The following is a 17,476-nucleotide window of genomic DNA, read 5'->3' on the forward strand; positions in this document are numbered from 1 at the left end:
AATCAATTTTATTTGTATGATTTCTGCTACGCAAATTGAATTAGCTTTTATTTGAAAGATTTTTTCAGTACTAGTTCATTCATATTCTGCCCCCTATTTGCCCCCTAAATACAAAAAAAGCCTACTGACCAAGCTAGAAAGCTTGATCCAATAGGCTTTTAAAATTCAAATTATTTAACAGCGTCCTTAAGAGCTTTACCAGCTTTGAATGCTGGAACTTTAGAAGCTGCAATTGTGATTTCTTTACCAGTTTGTGGGTTGCGACCTTTACGTGCAGCACGCTCACGAACTTCAAAGTTACCAAAACCGATCAATTGAACTTTTTCACCAGCTGCAAGGTAGTCAGCTACTGCTGAGAATACAGCTTCAACTGCTGCTGCTGAGTCTTTCTTAGTCAATTCTGTAGCTTCTGCTACTTTAGCGATCAAATCTTGTTTGTTTGCCATGTTAACGATTCCTCCAATTTAATTTCTAATTAACAAATATAATCATATCCTAAAATCCCTTTTAGGTCAAGTTAAAAACACTATTTCTTCCCATTTTATTTATTTTTTTAGGAGTGGTAACGTACCAAAATAGCCCAAGCGTTCTCACCCGTGTGAGTTTGAATAATGGAACCCGTTTCCAAAACAGAAATTGGCTTTTCAACATAAGTTTGTAAACTTTCTTTCATCTCTTTTGCCCAATCAGCACTACCAGAATATGAAATTCCAATCTCTGCTACAGAACGTTCAGAGAGAGTTGTTGTTAACTCATCTAACCATTTTTTAAAGGTTTTAGCTCCACGACCTTTAACAATTGGCTGCAATTCATGGTCTTTCATTTGCATGACAACACGGATATTGAGAAGTGAACTCAACAATCCAGTTACACGACCAATACGGCCACCTTTTACCAAATTTTCCAAAGTTGAAACGCCAATATAGAGTTCTGTATGGTTTTTAACCGCTTCTACACGAGTTAAAATTTCCTCCATATCTTTGCCTTCTTGAGCTAACTCCGCAGCCTCAACTACCTGAAATTTCAAGGCTTGATCAGTGAAGGAACTATCAATCACCGTCACATCGGCAGTAGATAAACTAGCACCTTGGCGTGCTGCTTCTACAGTACCTGAAAGGGCATGAGACATATGAATAGCAAGAATCTGGCTACCATCCTTGGATAGCTCTTCAAACACTTCAGCAAAGACACCTACAGGTGGCTGACTTGTCTTAGGAAGATTTTTAGCTTCTTGCATCAACTGAAGAAATTTACCTTCTTCTTTCAAATCAGCATCAGAATAAACAACATTATCAATCATTACAGATAATGGAACAACAGTGATATCTAATTGTTTTACCAGTTCTGGTTCAATAGTAACAGATGAATCGGTTACAATCTTAATTTTAGTCATAGTTTCAATCTTTCTATTTTAGGATTCAGATTGGTTTTCATACCTTTAATTATATCAAAAAAAGATTAAAAATCCTAATGGAGCCATTCAAATTTTCCCTAAAAATTTGATATAATCTACTTATAAGAAAAGAGGTTCCTATGATTAAAAAAATTTATCCCGTTTTAACCATTTTACTAGGTGCTGCTATTTATGCTTTTGGGCTAACTTATTTTGTAGTTCCCCATCATCTCTTTGAAGGAGGGGCGACAGGTATTACCCTCATCACCTTTTATCTTTTTAAAATCCCTGTTTCTCTGATGAACTTGCTGATTAACATTCCCCTTTTCATCCTGGCTTGGAAAATCTTTGGAGCCAAATCCCTCTATTCTAGTTTACTAGGAACCTTAGCTTTGTCCGCCTGGTTGGCTTTTTTTGAGCGTATTCCCCTTCATATTGATCTACAAGGCGATTTACTGATTACAGCCCTCATAGCGGGAATTCTATTGGGAATTGGGCTTGGAATTATCTTCAATGCTGGTGGGACAACTGGTGGAACTGATATTGTAGCTCGTATTCTCAATAAATACACTCATATATCTATGGGGAAACTGCTCTTTATCTTAGATTTTTGTATTCTCATGCTCATTCTCCTCATCTTCAAGGATTTGAGATTGGTTTCCTACACGCTCTTATTTGATTTTATCGTTTCTCGTGTTATCGATTTGATTGGCGAAGGAGGCTATGCTGGTAAAGGTTTTATGATTATCACAAAACGTCCTGACCAACTTGCTAAAGCGATTAATGATGACCTAGGAAGAGGCGTTACTTTCATCTCAGGTCAAGGTTACTATAGTAAAGAAGATTTAAAAATCATCTACTGTATTGTCGGTAGAAATGAAATTGTGAAAATGAAGGAAATGATTCATCGAATTGATCCTCAAGCATTTATCACTATTACAGAAGCTCACGAAATTCTTGGTGAAGGCTTTACCTTTGAAAAAGAATAAAAAGAGGTCTTGTAGTAACCTCAAAAGTTAGACTACATCATCTATCTTTTGGGTTACAGACAACCTCTTTTTTAATTACGCAATCTCTTAAGACCAATTCCGAGCTACTTCTTCATCTGCCTTTAACTGGTCCACTAATTGGTCAACTGAGTCAAATTTGGTCATATCTCGAATGCGATCAAGCCAATAAACCATGACGGTTTCCCCATAAATATCTTGATTAAAATCAAAAATATTGACTTCAAAACGTGCTTCTTCTCCATCAAAGGTCACATTTTTCCCGACACTAGCCATAGCACGATACTTCTGTCTTTGAATCTCAACATCAACGACATAAACGCCATCTGCTGGCATATAAGTACGATCTAAAAGCACCAAATTAGCTGTTGGATAACCAATCGTACGACCACGAGCATTGCCATGAACCACCATACCTCTTGATGGAAGCGGTGCCCCCAAAAGTTCTCCTGCTTCTTTCACATTTCCATCTAAAATAGCTTGACGGATACGAGTTGAACTAATCTTTCCTTTCTCATCTTCTACAGGTGGAACGATAATGACTTCTCCATCAAAGTAATCCTTTAAGTCCTCTGCCGTTTTTTGGTCAGAACCAAATGTATAATCAAAACCTGCAACAATAATTTTAGCATTCATAGCCTTAATATAAGTTGCGAAAAATTCTTCTGCCGTGAGACTAGCGAATTGACTACTAAAATCAAGGAGATATAATTCTTCTACGCCTTCACGCTTTAGTTTCCTCTCACGTTCAGCAGGGTTCAAAATATGCAAAAACAGATCCGGATGATAAGGCTCTAAAGCAATCTTTGGAGATTCATTAAAGGTCATAACTACGATAGGCAATAAATCCTTTCTCGCAGCCTTGTTGGCAACACGAAATAATTCTTGATGTCCCTTATGTATACCATCAAAATAGCCAAGAACTACGACTGAATCAGATGGTGTGCCAATATCTTTTTGGTTTTTTATAGGAATAGTAATAATCATAAAATAATTATATCATAGTGATAGCTATTTCTGAACCAAAAAATCTGAAATGTCCTTTTTTAAACCTGAAGTGTAGCAGTTTAGAAGAATTTTTTATGAAATCCTAATAAAGAACAAGAGATTGAATTAAGAATCTTAAAATCAGAAAAACGCATCATATCAACTACCTAAAACTTGATACAATGCGTTTATTTAATTTAATATGAACCGATCTACTGAATTTTTCAAAATGAACATCCAGCAGCCTTTTCACTTTTTATTAATAAGTTCCTTCTTCACCTTGGCTAGTCAAGATAACAGGTCCATCTTTAGTAATCACGAATTGATGTTCATATTGGCAGGATAGGCCACCATCAATGGTCTTATGCGCCCAACCTGTCTTCATATCTGTATCAATTTCCCAGTCACCTGTATTGATCATTGGTTCAATGGTCAAAACCATTCCTTCACGGAGACGAAGTCCACGACCAGCAATACCATAGTTAGGAACCATTGGTTCTTCGTGCATGGTTGGACCAACACCATGACCAACCAAATCACGTACTACACCGTAACCACGACTTTCAGCGTATTCTTGAATAGCCGCACCGATATCACCGATACGATTTCCAACAACAGCTTGCTCGATTCCCTTGTACATGGCTTCTTTGGTTACATCCATCAGGTTTTTCACTTCTTCGGACGGTGTACCAACAGCATAAGCCCAACAAGAGTCTGCCAGACCACCAGAGTAGCTCTGAGTGTATTTTTTCATTTGCTCCACATTGTTGAAGTTTAATTTTGAGACATTCAGGTCAGATTTGGCTATAGGACCTCCCAAAACCATATCAACTTTCAGTAAATCACCATCTTTCAAGATATAGTGACGAGGGAAAGCGTGAGCCACTTCATCATTAAGAGAGCAGCAGGTAGCATAAGGATAGTCCATCATAGCACCGTCAACACCAATCTGAAGCGGAAGGAAATTTTCTTCCTTACAACGACGGCGGACATACTCTTCAACTTCCCACATATCTACGCCAGGCTTAATCAAATCACGTAAGCCGATATGAATACTTGCTAGAAAATCCCCAGCCTTGTCCATAGCTTCGATTTCACGAGCTGATTTTAATGTTATCATTTTTTCTCCTAGTTTCTAATTAATTTTAACGGTCACATTTGCTTTTGAAACAATCTGGTGACCATGATAAATATCATAATCGATAATAGCTGACCGTCTCGTATGATGGATAATACGTGCTTGAATACGCAGTATATCATCTATCTGAACAGCCTGTAAAAAGTAAATCAGCATCTGCTCAATAATGAGATTTCGACCACTATTAACAACTAAATCTTGGGTCATGTGGGTCAAAATTTCTGCCAATACACCATTAGCCAAAACACCGTTCTTCTCAAGCATAAAGGGTTCCACTGTAATGACTACTTCATCATGATGATAAGAAAGTTTTTGTCCAATCTGCTCAGAAAAAGTAGGTAGAGCAGAAACTTGGGAACGACTCATCTTCTCCATGACATCTCGTCTAGTTACAACGCCAAGTAAGGTTTGATTACTTCGAACAACTGGTACCATTTCAAAGTCTTCAGCAATCATCCGTTGACTCACATTGGCAATATTTGTCGATAATCCAACTAAAAATAGACTACGAGACATGACCTTATCAATTGTCGTACTTGGCGATTTATCACCAGCGTCCCTCATGGTTACAACTCCAACAACAATCTGATGTTGATTAATAACAGGAAAACGACTGCTACGATTCTTACGTACCAAGTCCAAATAATCTTTAACAGTGTCGGTCTCTCTCAGAAAACCATATTCATGACTCGGGCGATAAAGTTTCTCAACTGTCAAAATATCAGTCTTAATTTGGACATTTGACAAGGCTTTATTGATCATAGTCGCAACGGTGAAAGTGTCATGCTTGCTTCTTAAAACAGGAATTCCTTTTTGATTAGCCAGTTTAATCACATCATCATGAACCTGAAATCCACCTGTAACCAGAACTGCATTTTCATTTTCCAATGCTAACAATTGAATACGAGTCCGATCTCCGACAATCAAAAGTCCCCCATCATGAAGGTAAGACAAAATATTTTGCTCAGTCATGGCACCGATCGAGAACTTACTAAATTCTCTCTCTAAACCTTCTTGACCAGCCAGAACCTCAGAAGAAGTCACTTCTGCAATTTCAGCAAAAGTTAATCTCTCTATAGCAACTTTCTGAGATTTAACACGTATAGTACCACTTCTTGGGCGAGTCTCTACAATTCCACGGTTTTCAGCTTCCTTGATAGCCCGATAGGCCGTTCCATCACTGACTCCTAGATGGTTGGAAATGCTTCGAACACTGACTCTTTTACCAACGGGTAATTCTTCCAAATAGCTTAAAATTTCTTGGTGTTTACTCATTAATTTCTCCCTTTACAAAGCGAAACTCAAGATAATCACGCATTTTCCTTGTATAGCGATCACTTCCTTTAAACTGACGAATCAATCGAAATCCAGCCTTAAGGGCAACCCGTTGGCTAGCTTCATTTTCAAGGTGGGTAATGATAGATAATTGTTTTAAGCCAAATTCCTCAAAAGAAAGCTGACAAATTTTTCTAACAACCTCTGTCATAAATCCTTGCGACCAAGCATCTTTTCTCAAAAAATAGCCAAGCTCAGCTTCTTTTTTGATTTCATCTAACTTCTCAAATTTAATAGAACCAATCATTTGTTGATTTTTCTGGTCACAAATTGCCCAAACTCCCAAAGGGGACTTCATAAAGTAATTGGCCAGTGTATATTGACTTTCTTCCAGACTTGCCTGCGTTGGGAAAATAAATTGTAAATTTTCAGGATTTGAGGCTATCTCATGGAAGTCTTGACTATCACTAAAAAAGAAAGGACGCAAATACAAGCGATCCGTTTCAAAAAAAGAAAACATTGCTAATTTGGTCCAAATATTCATAAACACCTCTACGGTTTAATCCTCAACAAGTGTAATATCCGCTCCTAGATTACGTAATTTTTCAATAATATCAGAATAACCACGTAAGATAAACTCGATATTGGTAATTTCAGTTTTACCTTCAGCCATAAGCCCAGCAATGACTAGTGCAGCCCCAGCTCGTAGGTCAGTCGCTTTAACACTTGCCCCACGTAAATCACGTCCACCTGTGTACAAAATATGACCATTTGTTGTCGAAATGTCCGCATCCATCTTTGCTAGTTCAAAAACATGATTTACACGTTTTTCGTAAATCGTATCGACAATTGTACCACGACCATTCGCTCTTAATAAAAGTGGGGTAATCGGTTGTTGCAAATCAGTTGCAAAGCCTGGGTAAGGAGCTGTCTTAATATTGATTGCTTTCAAGTTAGACTGCTCTTCGACAAAAATACTGTCCTCAGATACAGTCATTCTCACTCCCATTTCTTCCAGCTTAGCAATAAATCCTTCTAGGTGTTCGTAAAGAACATTATTTATACGAATCCCCTTGCCGACTGCAGCAGCTAAAGAAATATATGTTCCAGCTTCGATACGGTCTGGAATCACCTGATGACGGGTTCCATGTAATCTTTCAACACCATCAATAATGATGATATTTGTTCCTGCACCACGGATATGGGCTCCCATATTATTCAAGAGAGTAGCTACATCAATAATCTCAGGCTCACGGGCCGCATTTTCAATAATAGTACGACCATTTGCTTTAACCGCAGCAATCATCGTATTTATTGTTGCACCCACGCTAACCGTATCCATGTAAATACTTGCACCGTGAAGTCCTGTATCTTTAGCAGATAACTTCATGTTATCTCCCTCGTAGCTAACAGTGGCACCCATAGCCTCAAAAGCCTTAAGGTGTAGGTCAATAGGACGAGGACCTAGATCACATCCTCCCGGTAGACCAACTGTTGCTTCACCAAAACGGCCTAAGAGGCTCCCATAAAAATAGTAAGATGCTCGAAGACTATTGATTTTACCATAAGGCATTGGAATATTTTGAACACCTCTTGGGTCAATCTCCAATACATCGTCATAACGCTTGACAGTAGCACCCATTAACTCCATGATTTCGACAAGACTAGCAACATCAGAAATATCAGGTACACAATCTAAAGTCACAACATCATCTGCCAAAATAATAGCCGGAATTAAAGCTACAACACTATTTTTTGCGCCACTAATGGTAATCTCACCTTGCAGGGGCAAGCCACCATTGATAACAATTTTTCTCATTTTAAATTTTTAATACTCTTTCAAAATTTCTAAAAAGGTCCTACGTTAAAGTATACCATAAATTCAGCCTTTTTTCCATCATTTTCAATTATATTAGCTGAATAGGATTTATTGGTAACTGAGTTTCTTACAAAGTTTTGCCCCTTTTTTGCCCCCTAAATACAAAAATAGCCCTTCGGATAAAATCCGAGGGGCTAGAAACGTTGTTAAATCAACGATTATTTCTTAAGGTTGTAGAATGATTTCAATCCACGGTATTCAGCTACTTCACCAAGTTGGTCTTCGATGCGAAGCAATTGGTTGTATTTAGCGATACGGTCTGTACGTGAAAGTGAACCAGTCTTGATTTGTCCTGCGTTAGTTGCAACTGCGATGTCAGCGATTGTTGAATCTTCAGTTTCACCTGAACGGTGTGATACAACGGCAGTGTAACCAGCTTCTTTAGCCATTTCGATAGCGTCGAATGTTTCAGTAAGAGTACCGATTTGGTTAACTTTGATAAGGATTGAGTTAGCTGCGCCTTCTGCGATACCTTTTTCAAGGTATGAAGTGTTTGTTACGAAGAAGTCGTCACCAACCAATTGAACTTTACCACCAAGACGTTCAGTAAGAGCTTTCCAACCGTCCCAGTCATTTTCATCCATACCATCTTCGATAGTGATGATTGGGTATTTGTTTACCAATTCTTCAAGGTAGTCGATTTGTTCTGCAGCAGTACGTACAGCAGCTCCTTCACCTTCAAATTTAGTGTAGTCGTAAACTTTACGTTCTTTATCGTAGAATTCTGATGAAGCACAGTCAAATCCGATAAATACGTCTTTACCTGGAACATATCCAGCAGCTTCGATAGCAGCAAGGATAGTTTCAACACCGTCTTCAGTTCCTTCGAAACGAGGAGCGAATCCACCTTCGTCACCTACGGCTGTTTCAAGACCACGAGATTTAAGGATTTTCTTAAGAGCGTGGAAGATTTCAGCACCCCAACGAAGAGCTTCTTTGAATGTAGGTGCACCAGCAGGTACGATCATGAACTCTTGGAAAGCGATTGGAGCATCTGAGTGAGAACCACCGTTGATGATGTTCATCATTGGAGTTGGAAGAACTTTAGTGTTAAATCCACCAAGGTAGCTGTAAAGTGGGATTTCAAGGTAATCAGCAGCAGCACGAGCTACAGCGATAGACACACCAAGGATTGCGTTAGCACCCAATTTACCTTTGTTAGGAGTACCGTCAAGTGCGATCATAGCACGGTCGATAGCTTGTTGGTCACGTACATCGTAGCCGATGATTGCTTCAGCAATGATGTTGTTTACGTTGTCAACAGCTTTTTGTGTACCAAGACCACCGTAACGAGATTTGTCACCGTCGCGAAGTTCAACTGCTTCGTGTTCACCAGTAGAAGCTCCTGATGGAACCATACCACGTCCGAAAGCACCTGATTCAGTGTAAACTTCTACTTCAAGTGTTGGGTTACCGCGTGAGTCTAGGACTTCGCGAGCGTAAACATCAGTAATAATTGACATTTTTTACTCTCCTTATGAGTTAAATTTTTTACACCTCTATAATACCTTAAATACCCTCCTTTTTCAAGAAAAAACGTTATCTTTGTGCAAATTTTCCTTAACTTTATAAAGTAATCGCTTTCTTTTGTCTGTTTTATTCTAACTTTTATGATATACTGTTTTCATGACAGATTTATCAAAACAATTACTTGAAAAAGCTCATGGTGGGCCAAAATTAAATCCGGATGAGCAAAGACGCTATCTTGGTACCTTTGAGGAAAGAGTTCTTGGATATGCAGATATTGATACAGCAAATAGCCCTCAGTTAGAAAAAGGCTTTATATCTATTTTAGAAAACCTTCAGGAAAAAGCAGAACCACTATTTGTGAAGATTTCACCAACTATCGAATTTGACAAACAAGTTTTCTACTTAAAAGAAGCAAAAGAAACTGATAGTCAAGCTACCATTGTATCTGAAGAGCATACTTCTTCTCCTTTTGGCCTGATTATCCACACCAATGCACCAGTTCAAGTAGAAGAAAAGAACCTTCGACTTGCTTTTGCAAAACTTTGGGAAGGTAAAAAGGAAGAACCAGCCAAAACATCCTTATGGAAGAAATGGTTTGGCTAAACATTGCGCATAGTTAATAAGTGCCCGATATTGGCTGCCGTGCGCTCCAGATAGAGGCTGGCATTTTTCAAACTATCTTCTAAAGGTTCGCTTTTCTCTAAAATAGAAAAAGCTGCTTGGATATTTTCAAATGGTGGGGAAGGTAAATCTTCAGCAAGACTACCACAAATAGCAATGACAGGAACTCCGACAGGGGTTCTTTTTGCAACACCTATAGGGGCTTTACCTGCTAAACTTTGACGATCTAGCTTTCCTTCTCCTACAACAACCAAGTCAGCATGTAAAACTTTCTTATCAAAGTTGATTAAGTTCAAGCAGGTATCAATTCCAGACACGATATTTGCCTGAGCAAAGGCACACAAACCGCCAGCAAGGCCTCCACCAGCTCCTGCTCCTTTAATTTCCAATGTTACAGGTGAGGCTTTTTCATAAAAATCTTGTATTGCCTGATCTACGACTGCAAACATAGTAGGATCTAAACCTTTTTGCTTGCCAAAAGTGTAGGTCGCACCTTGATATCCACATAAGGGACTCACGACATCTGCTAAAATACGAATTTGAACATCTTCAGGAATTTCATAGCGATTTTCTGTTGACATAGAAGCTAAGTTTAATAAGAACTGCCCGCAAGCGGGCAAGACATTTCCATCCCTATCATAAAATCGATAACCTAAACCAGCAGCGATCCCAATTCCTCCGTCATTACTGGCCGTGCCACCAACGCCGATATAGATATCTTTAATCCCTTGAGCAATGAGATGACGAATCAACTCTCCAATACCACAAGTTTGGATTTGAAGTGGATTTCGTTTCTCTAGCGGAATTTTTCCAAGGCCAACCAAGTCGGCAACTTCAAATAGTGCCAGTTGACTTTTTTGAAAATAGCGCATTTCTACTTTTTGTCCAAAAGGTCCTGTCACTTGGATCCATTTTTCTTCAAGGTCAAGAGAATGTCGAATGGAATCTACTGTACCTTCGCCACCATCACCAACAGGGCAGAGGAGGCATTCTACATCTGCTATCGATTGTTGGAAGCCTCTTTTTATTGCTTCAGCTACCTGTTGAGCTGTCAAGCTTTCCTTAAATGAATCTGGTGCAATTACAATCTTCATATTTTCCCTCATTCTAACCAGTCAATCAAAGGAAGAACTTCTAAAAAATCCCTCTTGTCAACATGATTCGGTATTTCTTTTTTGAGCACTTCTTTGGCACAAAAGGCGATTCCTAGCCCCGCCGACTTCAACATTAATAAATCATTGGCCCCATCACCGATTGCAATCGTTCTTTCTTTAGGAAGTTTGAGTTCCTCTCTCCATTTTTCCATAGTCTCTTTTTTGACCTCAGGACTGATAATTTGTCCAACTAATTTTCCTGTTAGAAGACCATCTTTGACTTCAAGTTGGTTGGCAGAGAAATAGGCAATACCAAGTGATTTCGCTAATCTCTCAACTATTGGTATAAATCCACCAGACACCAGACCAACCAAGATGCCATTCTTTTGAAGAATAGAGATGAATTCTTGAGCATTTGGCGATAGATGAATAGTGTTGAAGACTTTCTCAAATACAGAAACAGGAAGACCTTCCAAAAAGGAAACTCTTTTGATTAAACTACTTTCAAAGTCTAACTCTCCTCTCATTGCCCGACTTGTAAGCTGCGCAATTTCCTCCTCACAACCTACCTCTCTTCCCAAAAGGTCAATCACTTCTTCTAGGATTAAGGTTCCATCGACATCCATGACACACAAGCCTTTTATTTGAGACATAAGCTCTCCTCTCTAAACAGCCCAAAAATCGTATGAAGTCATCATACGATTTTATCTATTAATTAACTAAACTATGATACAAGTCAAGATATGACTTGCAAGCTGTATCCCATGAGAAATCGCACTCCATAGCTTGTTTTTGTAAGTTTCTCCAAACATCAGGATGGTTTCGATACAAGTCCAATGCTGTTTGGAAAGTCCAATTTAACCAATAAGGAGATAGATTGTCAAAGCTAAAGCCCGTACCGCTTCCTTCGATTGGATTAAAGGCGCGGACAGTATCTCGCAAGCCACCAACTTCATGAACCAATGGCAAGGTTCCGTAACGCATCGCCATCATTTGAGACAAGCCACACGGTTCAAAACGACTCGGCATGAGGAAGAGATCACAAGCAGCGTAGATTTCTTGAGCTAGTTTGACATCAAAAGTGATATTTACTGATAACTTATCAGGATAAATCTGAGCAAACCATGAGAAAGCTCCTTCAAAGGCTGGATCTCCAGTACCCAAAAGAACAATCTGAACATCTTCTTGCAAGATATGGTGCAGACTTTCGACCACCACATCAAAACCTTTTTGACGTGTCAAACGAGAAACAATTCCCACCAGTGGAACATCAGCTCTAACAGGCAAGCCAACTCTCTCTTGTAATTTCGCCTTATTTTGTGCTTTTCCAGACAAATCTTCCTGATTAAAATGATAATCTAAAAGAGCATCCGTCTGAGGATTATACAGGTCAGCATCAATCCCATTCACGATACCAGAGACCTTGCCAGATTCCATTCGAAGAATCTGATCCAAGTTACATCCGAACTGACTAGTCATAATTTCATGAGCATAACTAGGCGAAACGGTTGAAACACGGTCTGCATAGAGAATACCAGCCTTCATCCAGTTCAGACAGTTATTCCAGCGAAGGGTTCCATCAGCATACCGTTCAAAGCCAACTCCAAACAAATCCCATAACATTCCTTCTGAAAATTGTCCTTGGAATTCTAAATTATGAATGGTTAAAACAGTTTTAATTCCTTGATAAGCTTGAATCCAACGGTATTTTTCCTTTAACAAGAACGGTATCATGGCTGTATGGTAGTCATGAACATGGAGAAGGTCAGGAATAAAGTCAATCCTTTCCATAGCCTCAATGGCAGCCAGTTGGAAGAAAGCAAAGCGTTCTCCGTCATCAAAATCGCCGTAAACATGACCACGGAAGAAATAATATTGGTTGTCAATAAAGTAGAAGGTCACACCGTTTAAGACTGTTTTCTTAATCCCACAATACTGTCTGCGCCAACCAACACTCACCTCAAAATGAAGAACATCTTCAATCTGATTTCCAAATTTAGCCTCTACCATGTCATAGTAGGGTAAAATTACTGCAACTTCATGGCCCGCTTTTACCAGTGATTTAGGAAGAGCGCCAATGACGTCTCCCAAACCACCTGTTTTTGAAAAGGGCGCACCCTCAGCTGCTACAAATAAAATTTTCATGAATGAATATCCTCTGTTACTTTGCTACCTTTCTTAACGACGACTGGATGTTCTGCAGTTCCACGGATCACAACTCCATCCGCAACTTCAACACCCTTGTCCAAGATAGCATATTCTACCTGAGCACCTTCTCCAATAACAACACGAGGGAATAAGATGCTATCTTTAACCAAGCTATCCTTATGGACATGAATATTACGTGATAAAACAGAATTAGCCACTTGACCTTCAATGATACTACCAGAGGCAAACTGAGAAGTGCTTACCTTAGATGTATTAGCATAATAAGTTGGCTCTTCGTTTTTTACCTTTGTGTAAATCTTTTGGTTTGGAGTAAATAGAGAGTAGAATTTTTGAGATTCAAGCATATCTTTATTAGCTTGGTAATAAGACTCTACAGAATGAATATTTGCCAGATAACCTGTGTACTCGTAGGCAAAAGCCCCTTCTTTTGCCGCCAAATCCCGTAAAACATAACGCAATTTCTCTGGATGTTCTTTCTTAGCTTCTTCTTCCAAACGTTCAATTAACCACGGTGTATCAACGACAAAGATATCTGTGGACATATTATAGACTTCATCTGATGATTTACTATCAAAGAGTTTATGAGAACGAACATGGTCTGTTTCATCCACTTCCAAAATCGCATTTACTTCTGAAATGTCTTTCTTAGCTAGTTTTTTATAAACTACAGTGATAGGCCCTTTTGTTGTACTGTGTAGGTGGAATACTTGATTCAAATCAATGTTAATCAAAACATCACAGTTAAGTGAAACTGTTTGGTTTGAACCAGAACGCTTCAAATAAGTAAGAAGCTGATGATAGTATTCTTTTCCAACTGTACTACTTTCCACACGGGTATTGTAAATACCTAGATAATAATGGCTAAGAAGGGTTGACAAGCCCCACTCACGCCCAGAACGGATATGGTCAAAGACTGAGCTGATATTGTCTTGTTGGAAAATACCGAAAATACTACGCACACCAGCATTAGCAAGACTTGAAAGCGGGAAATCAATCAAACGATATTTACCACCAAATGGCAAACTAGCTACTGGACGGTGGTCGGTCAATGTTGACATATCATGAAAACCAACTGTGTTTCCTAAAATGGCAGAATATTTATCAATCTTCATCTGTTGCTACCCCCACTACTTCATCATATCCTACAACTTGTACTTCTTCTGTTCCATCAATTTCGACACCATCAGAAATAACTGCACCTTCACCAATAATGGCACGTTTGATTTTAGCTCCCTGACCAACAATTGCACCACTCATGATAACTGAATCTACTACTTCTGCCCCTTCGCGAACTTGCGCACCTGTTGAGAGGATAGAATGTTTAACAGTTCCATCTACGAAACAGCCATCAACAACCAAGGAATCTTCCACGTGAGCATTTGCCCCAAGGAAGTTTGGTGGTGAAATTAAGTTTCTTGAGTAAATCTTCCATTGACGGTTACGGCTATCCAAGGCATTTTCTGGAGAAATGTACTCCATGTTGGCTTCCCAAAGTGACTCAATCGTACCAACGTCTTTCCAGTAACCATTAAATTCGTAAGCATAGACACTTTCACCTGACTCAAGGTAATTTGGAATGACATTCTTACCAAAGTCTGACATATCGACATTGCTCTTTTCAGCAGCAACAAGCATATTGCGAAGACGTTGCCAATCAAAGATGTAAATACCCATAGAAGCCTTTGTAGATTTAGGTTGAGCTGGTTTTTCTTCAAATTCAACGATACGATTATTAGCATCTGTGTTCATGATACCAAAACGACTAGCTTCTTTAAGAGGGACATCTAAAACTGCTACTGTCAAGCTGGCATTATTATCCTTGTGAGACTGGAGCATATCATCATAATCCATTTTATAGATGTGATCCCCAGACAGAATCAAGACATACTCAGGATTAACACTGTCTATATAGTCAATATTTTGGTAAATAGCGTGGCTAGTCCCCTCAAACCAACGATTTCCTTCACTTGCAGAATAAGGTTGAAGAATAGAGACACCAGAATTGATACCATCTAGTCCCCAGCTTGAACCATTCCCAATATGGTTGTTGAGAGCAAGTGGTTGGTACTGTGTAATAACTCCAACATTGTTGATACCTGAGTTGGCACAGTTTGAAAGAGCAAAGTCAATGATACGGTAGCGCCCACCAAATTGCACAGCTGGTTTTGCGATGCTCTGAGTGAGTTTACCGAGACGAGTTCCTTGCCCACCGGCAAGAATCAAAGCTAACATTTCATTCTTCATTTTCTACTCCTTTTTGGTTTTTACTTGTGACGGTTTTAGTAGGTTTCAAGCGACGTTTGATTTTCCATATACTTGCTCCCATAGCCGGTAGGGTAAAGGTCAAGGTCTGCTCATAATCTTTCCATAGTCCTTCTTGCGTTTGCACAGTTTGATTATGTTCTTTCCAAACGCCTCCCCACTCTTCTAACTCAGTATTCCAGACTTCTTCATAGATCCCTGCAACAGGAAGTCCAATTGTAAAATCTTTTCGTTCAACAGGGGCCATGTTAAAGACACAGACTAGCATGTCGTCCTTCTTCCCCTTACGGATGAAGGAAAGAACACTTTGGTCTCGATTATCCGCATCGATAATTTCAATGCCATCATAGCTGGTATCGATTTCCCACAGACAGCGATGGTCTTTGTAAAACTGGTTTAGCTGAGAACTGAAATACTTCATCTTAGCATTCATAGGGTCTTCTAGATTAGACCATTCTAGTTGTTCTTCAGATTTCCATTCTAGGAATTGGCCGTATTCGCTACCCATGAAGAGCAATTTCTTACCAGGGTGACAAATTTGATAAGTGTAGAGATTGCGCAAGCCTGCAAATTGATTGTAACGATCTCCCCACATCTTATGCATCATACTCTTCTTACCATGAACCACTTCATCATGCGAGAATGGTAAGAGATAATTCTCCTTGAAGACATACATAAAGCTGAAAGTCACTAGGTTAAAGTCATACTTACGGTAAATCGGATCTTCTTCATAGAAACGGAGGATGTCATTCATCCAACCCATATTCCATTTGTAGTCAAATCCTAGACCATCTGAATCCTTAGTGTCAGTAATCTGAGTAGCTGACGAACTTTCCTCAGCTATCATCATAACATCTGGATGAACTAGTTTAATCACATCATTCAAGCGTTTTAAGAAATAATAGCCTTCGTAGTTTAGATTGCCACCATCCTTGTTTGGCGTCCATGGTGCATCATCATAATCAAGATAGAGCATGTTGCTAACTGCATCCACACGAATACCATCTAAATGGTAAAAATCAATCCAAAACTTAATACTAGAAATCAAGAAAGACTGGACTTCATTCTTTCCAAGGTCAAAATTGAGTGCTCCCCAACCGTAGTTATGAGCCTTATTATGGTCTTGGTATTCAAAAGTCGGTGTTCCATCATAATAGGCCAAGGCATCATCATTGATAGTAAAGTGACCAGGTACCCAGTCCACAATGACCCCAATATTGTTTAAGTGACATTCCTCAACAAAATCTTGAAACTCTTCAGGACGACCATAGGCATGCTCTAGAGCAAAGTAACCCATAAGCTGATAGCCCCAACTCAAACCTAGTGGGTGAGACATCAGGGGCATAAACTCAATGTGAGTATAATTCATCTCAACCAAGTAAGGAATGAGTTCATCTTTCAATTGAGAAAAACTATAGGGGCTGCCATCAGAATTTCTTTTCCAAGAGCCAGCATGAGCCTCGTAAATATTGACAGGACGCTCTTCAAAGCTCAGGCGTTTTCTACGTGCTAGCCAGAGACCATCCTTCCATTTCTTTTCTGGAATTTCTGTTAAAATAGCCCCAGTACCAGGTCGTGCCTCATACCTTACAGCCAAAGGGTCAATCTTCATCAGCTGATGGCCATTTGCACGTGTAATATTGTACTTGTAAATTTGGCCTTCATGAGCATGGTTGGTAAAGACTTCCCAGACTCCAAATTCATTTCGTTCCATCGGAATTTGATTTTCAACCCAATTGGTGAAATCCCCTACCAAGTGAACAGCCTGAGCATTAGGCGCCCACACACGAAAAGTATAGCCATACTCTCCATTTTTTTCTTCCCTATGAGCTCCCAGATAGTGCTGGAGGTGAAAATTTTCACCTGTCATAAAGGTTTTTAAAGCATTATTATCCATACACCCTCCTGTTTCTGTAAGCGTTTTCTATAGATTTATTATACTACCTTTTTAGGGAAGATTCAAGTAAATTACGGAATTTGCAAAAAAATCTTTTGAAAGTCTTCAACAAATTCACTGATGTGTTCACTTATAAATCAAGAAATTTTCAGAAACACTTTGAAAACGAATTGTTTTTTTAACAATACTATCATAAAGTTCGTTATTTAGCTAACAAAAATATAATTTTAAGTAAAAAAATAAATCAGGAAACGAATCTCCTGATTTTATTAAAAGATAAAGTA

16 protein-coding genes are annotated in these 17,476 nt (G+C 39.1%); 2 read left to right on the forward strand and 14 right to left on the reverse strand.

Going from position 1 to position 17,476, the window contains the following annotated elements:
• Positions 1-170: 170 nt before the first annotated feature.
• Both NMM26_RS00705 and NMM26_RS00710 read right to left on the reverse strand, forming a co-directional pair.
• Positions 171-446 (reverse strand): HU family DNA-binding protein, encoded by a 276-nt coding sequence (locus NMM26_RS00705; protein ID WP_001284642.1) that lies wholly within the window; start codon positions 444-446, stop codon positions 171-173.
• A gap of 107 nt (positions 447-553) precedes the next feature.
• The gene (locus NMM26_RS00710) at positions 554-1,393 is read right to left on the reverse strand and encodes a DegV family protein (RefSeq protein WP_049501767.1); all 840 of its coding nucleotides are present in this window, start codon (positions 1,391-1,393) and stop codon (positions 554-556) included.
• 140 nt (positions 1,394-1,533) lie between these two features.
• Here NMM26_RS00710 and NMM26_RS00715 point away from each other — a divergent pair, with 140 nt between their 5' ends.
• Entirely contained in the window at positions 1,534-2,382 is an 849-nt protein-coding gene (locus NMM26_RS00715; protein ID WP_049501768.1) for a YitT family protein, read from the forward strand.
• A gap of 87 nt (positions 2,383-2,469) precedes the next feature.
• Here NMM26_RS00715 and NMM26_RS00720 read toward each other — a convergent pair whose 3' ends face one another.
• The 6 genes from NMM26_RS00720 to eno all read right to left on the reverse strand — a co-directional run bounded on the left by NMM26_RS00720 (position 2,470) and on the right by eno (position 9,142).
• Positions 2,470-3,387, reverse strand: coding sequence for a bifunctional riboflavin kinase/FAD synthetase (locus NMM26_RS00720; protein WP_000587439.1), 918 nt, complete (start codon positions 3,385-3,387; stop codon positions 2,470-2,472).
• Positions 3,388-3,646: 259 nt separating this feature from the next.
• On the reverse strand, positions 3,647-4,507 hold the full coding sequence (locus tag NMM26_RS00725) for a methionyl aminopeptidase (RefSeq protein WP_000631543.1): 861 nt from the start codon (positions 4,505-4,507) through the stop codon (positions 3,647-3,649).
• 15 nt (positions 4,508-4,522) lie between these two features.
• Entirely contained in the window at positions 4,523-5,800 is a 1,278-nt protein-coding gene (gene spxR, locus NMM26_RS00730) for a CBS-HotDog domain-containing transcription factor SpxR (protein WP_254753796.1), read from the reverse strand.
• On the reverse strand, positions 5,793-6,344 hold the full coding sequence (locus tag NMM26_RS00735) for a GNAT family N-acetyltransferase (RefSeq protein ID WP_001028729.1): 552 nt from the start codon (positions 6,342-6,344) through the stop codon (positions 5,793-5,795). Before NMM26_RS00735 ends, spxR begins: the two co-directional genes overlap by 8 nt.
• Positions 6,345-6,359: 15 nt before the next feature.
• Positions 6,360-7,619, reverse strand: a complete 1,260-nt coding sequence (locus NMM26_RS00740; protein WP_001227091.1) for a UDP-N-acetylglucosamine 1-carboxyvinyltransferase — start codon at positions 7,617-7,619, stop codon at positions 6,360-6,362.
• A gap of 218 nt (positions 7,620-7,837) precedes the next feature.
• Positions 7,838-9,142, reverse strand: a complete 1,305-nt coding sequence (gene eno / locus NMM26_RS00745) for a surface-displayed alpha-enolase (protein WP_000022824.1) — start codon at positions 9,140-9,142, stop codon at positions 7,838-7,840.
• 163 nt (positions 9,143-9,305) lie between these two features.
• Here eno and NMM26_RS00750 point away from each other — a divergent pair, with 163 nt between their 5' ends.
• Positions 9,306-9,752: a DUF1694 domain-containing protein gene (locus NMM26_RS00750; RefSeq protein WP_000131086.1), complete on the forward strand. Its 447-nt coding sequence runs from the start codon at positions 9,306-9,308 to the stop codon at positions 9,750-9,752.
• Here NMM26_RS00750 and NMM26_RS00755 read toward each other — a convergent pair.
• The 6 genes from NMM26_RS00755 to glgB are packed head-to-tail and all read right to left on the reverse strand — an operon-like array spanning position 9,749 to position 17,192.
• Positions 9,749-10,864: a glycerate kinase gene (locus NMM26_RS00755; protein ID WP_000706439.1), complete on the reverse strand. Its 1,116-nt coding sequence runs from the start codon at positions 10,862-10,864 to the stop codon at positions 9,749-9,751. The two genes, NMM26_RS00750 and NMM26_RS00755, sit on opposite strands and share 4 nt — an antisense overlap.
• 8 nt (positions 10,865-10,872) lie before the next feature.
• A complete protein-coding gene (serB, locus tag NMM26_RS00760; protein ID WP_000078280.1) occupies positions 10,873-11,517 on the reverse strand; it encodes a phosphoserine phosphatase SerB in 645 nt (214 codons plus the stop codon).
• Between the two features lie 58 nt (positions 11,518-11,575).
• Positions 11,576-13,009: a glycogen synthase GlgA gene (glgA, locus tag NMM26_RS00765; RefSeq protein ID WP_000697303.1), complete on the reverse strand. Its 1,434-nt coding sequence runs from the start codon at positions 13,007-13,009 to the stop codon at positions 11,576-11,578.
• A complete protein-coding gene (gene glgD, locus NMM26_RS00770; protein ID WP_000687026.1) occupies positions 13,006-14,145 on the reverse strand; it encodes a glucose-1-phosphate adenylyltransferase subunit GlgD in 1,140 nt (379 codons plus the stop codon). Before glgD ends, glgA begins: the two co-directional genes overlap by 4 nt.
• Positions 14,135-15,277, reverse strand: coding sequence for a glucose-1-phosphate adenylyltransferase (locus NMM26_RS00775; RefSeq protein WP_020902830.1), 1,143 nt, complete (start codon positions 15,275-15,277; stop codon positions 14,135-14,137). The genes glgD and NMM26_RS00775 overlap by 11 nt, the downstream gene beginning before the upstream one ends.
• Positions 15,267-17,192 (reverse strand): 1,4-alpha-glucan branching protein GlgB, encoded by a 1,926-nt coding sequence (gene glgB, locus NMM26_RS00780; protein WP_254754181.1) that lies wholly within the window; start codon positions 17,190-17,192, stop codon positions 15,267-15,269. The genes NMM26_RS00775 and glgB overlap by 11 nt, the downstream gene beginning before the upstream one ends.
• Positions 17,193-17,476 lie beyond the last annotated feature (284 nt).

This window comes from Streptococcus sp. CF7_Ac1-8, from assembly GCF_024295435.1.
Lineage (GTDB): Bacteria > Bacillota > Bacilli > Lactobacillales > Streptococcaceae > Streptococcus > Streptococcus mitis_AP.

Bases quoted from the DNA above. Each gene is read 5' to 3' on its own strand.
- spxR (WP_254753796.1), bottom strand. From the start codon at position 5,800: ATGAGTAAACACCAAGAAATTTTAAGCTATTTGGAAGAATTACCCGTT.
- NMM26_RS00725 (WP_000631543.1), bottom strand. From the start codon at position 4,507: ATGATAACATTAAAATCAGCTCGTGAAATCGAAGCTATGGACAAGGCT.
- NMM26_RS00705 (WP_001284642.1), bottom strand. From the start codon at position 446: ATGGCAAACAAACAAGATTTGATCGCTAAAGTAGCAGAAGCTACAGAA.
- glgA (WP_000697303.1), bottom strand. From the start codon at position 13,009: ATGAAAATTTTATTTGTAGCAGCTGAGGGTGCGCCCTTTTCAAAAACA.
- NMM26_RS00755 (WP_000706439.1), bottom strand. From the start codon at position 10,864: ATGAAGATTGTAATTGCACCAGATTCATTTAAGGAAAGCTTGACAGCT.
- glgB (WP_254754181.1), bottom strand. From the start codon at position 17,192: ATGGATAATAATGCTTTAAAAACCTTTATGACAGGTGAAAATTTTCAC.
- eno (WP_000022824.1), bottom strand. From the start codon at position 9,142: ATGTCAATTATTACTGATGTTTACGCTCGCGAAGTCCTAGACTCACGC.
- NMM26_RS00720 (WP_000587439.1), bottom strand. From the start codon at position 3,387: ATGATTATTACTATTCCTATAAAAAACCAAAAAGATATTGGCACACCA.
- NMM26_RS00735 (WP_001028729.1), bottom strand. From the start codon at position 6,344: ATGAATATTTGGACCAAATTAGCAATGTTTTCTTTTTTTGAAACGGAT.
- NMM26_RS00775 (WP_020902830.1), bottom strand. From the start codon at position 15,277: ATGAAGAATGAAATGTTAGCTTTGATTCTTGCCGGTGGGCAAGGAACT.
- serB (WP_000078280.1), bottom strand. From the start codon at position 11,517: ATGTCTCAAATAAAAGGCTTGTGTGTCATGGATGTCGATGGAACCTTA.
- glgD (WP_000687026.1), bottom strand. From the start codon at position 14,145: ATGAAGATTGATAAATATTCTGCCATTTTAGGAAACACAGTTGGTTTT.
- NMM26_RS00715 (WP_049501768.1), top strand. From the start codon at position 1,534: ATGATTAAAAAAATTTATCCCGTTTTAACCATTTTACTAGGTGCTGCT.
- NMM26_RS00740 (WP_001227091.1), bottom strand. From the start codon at position 7,619: ATGAGAAAAATTGTTATCAATGGTGGCTTGCCCCTGCAAGGTGAGATT.
- NMM26_RS00750 (WP_000131086.1), top strand. From the start codon at position 9,306: ATGACAGATTTATCAAAACAATTACTTGAAAAAGCTCATGGTGGGCCA.
- NMM26_RS00710 (WP_049501767.1), bottom strand. From the start codon at position 1,393: ATGACTAAAATTAAGATTGTAACCGATTCATCTGTTACTATTGAACCA.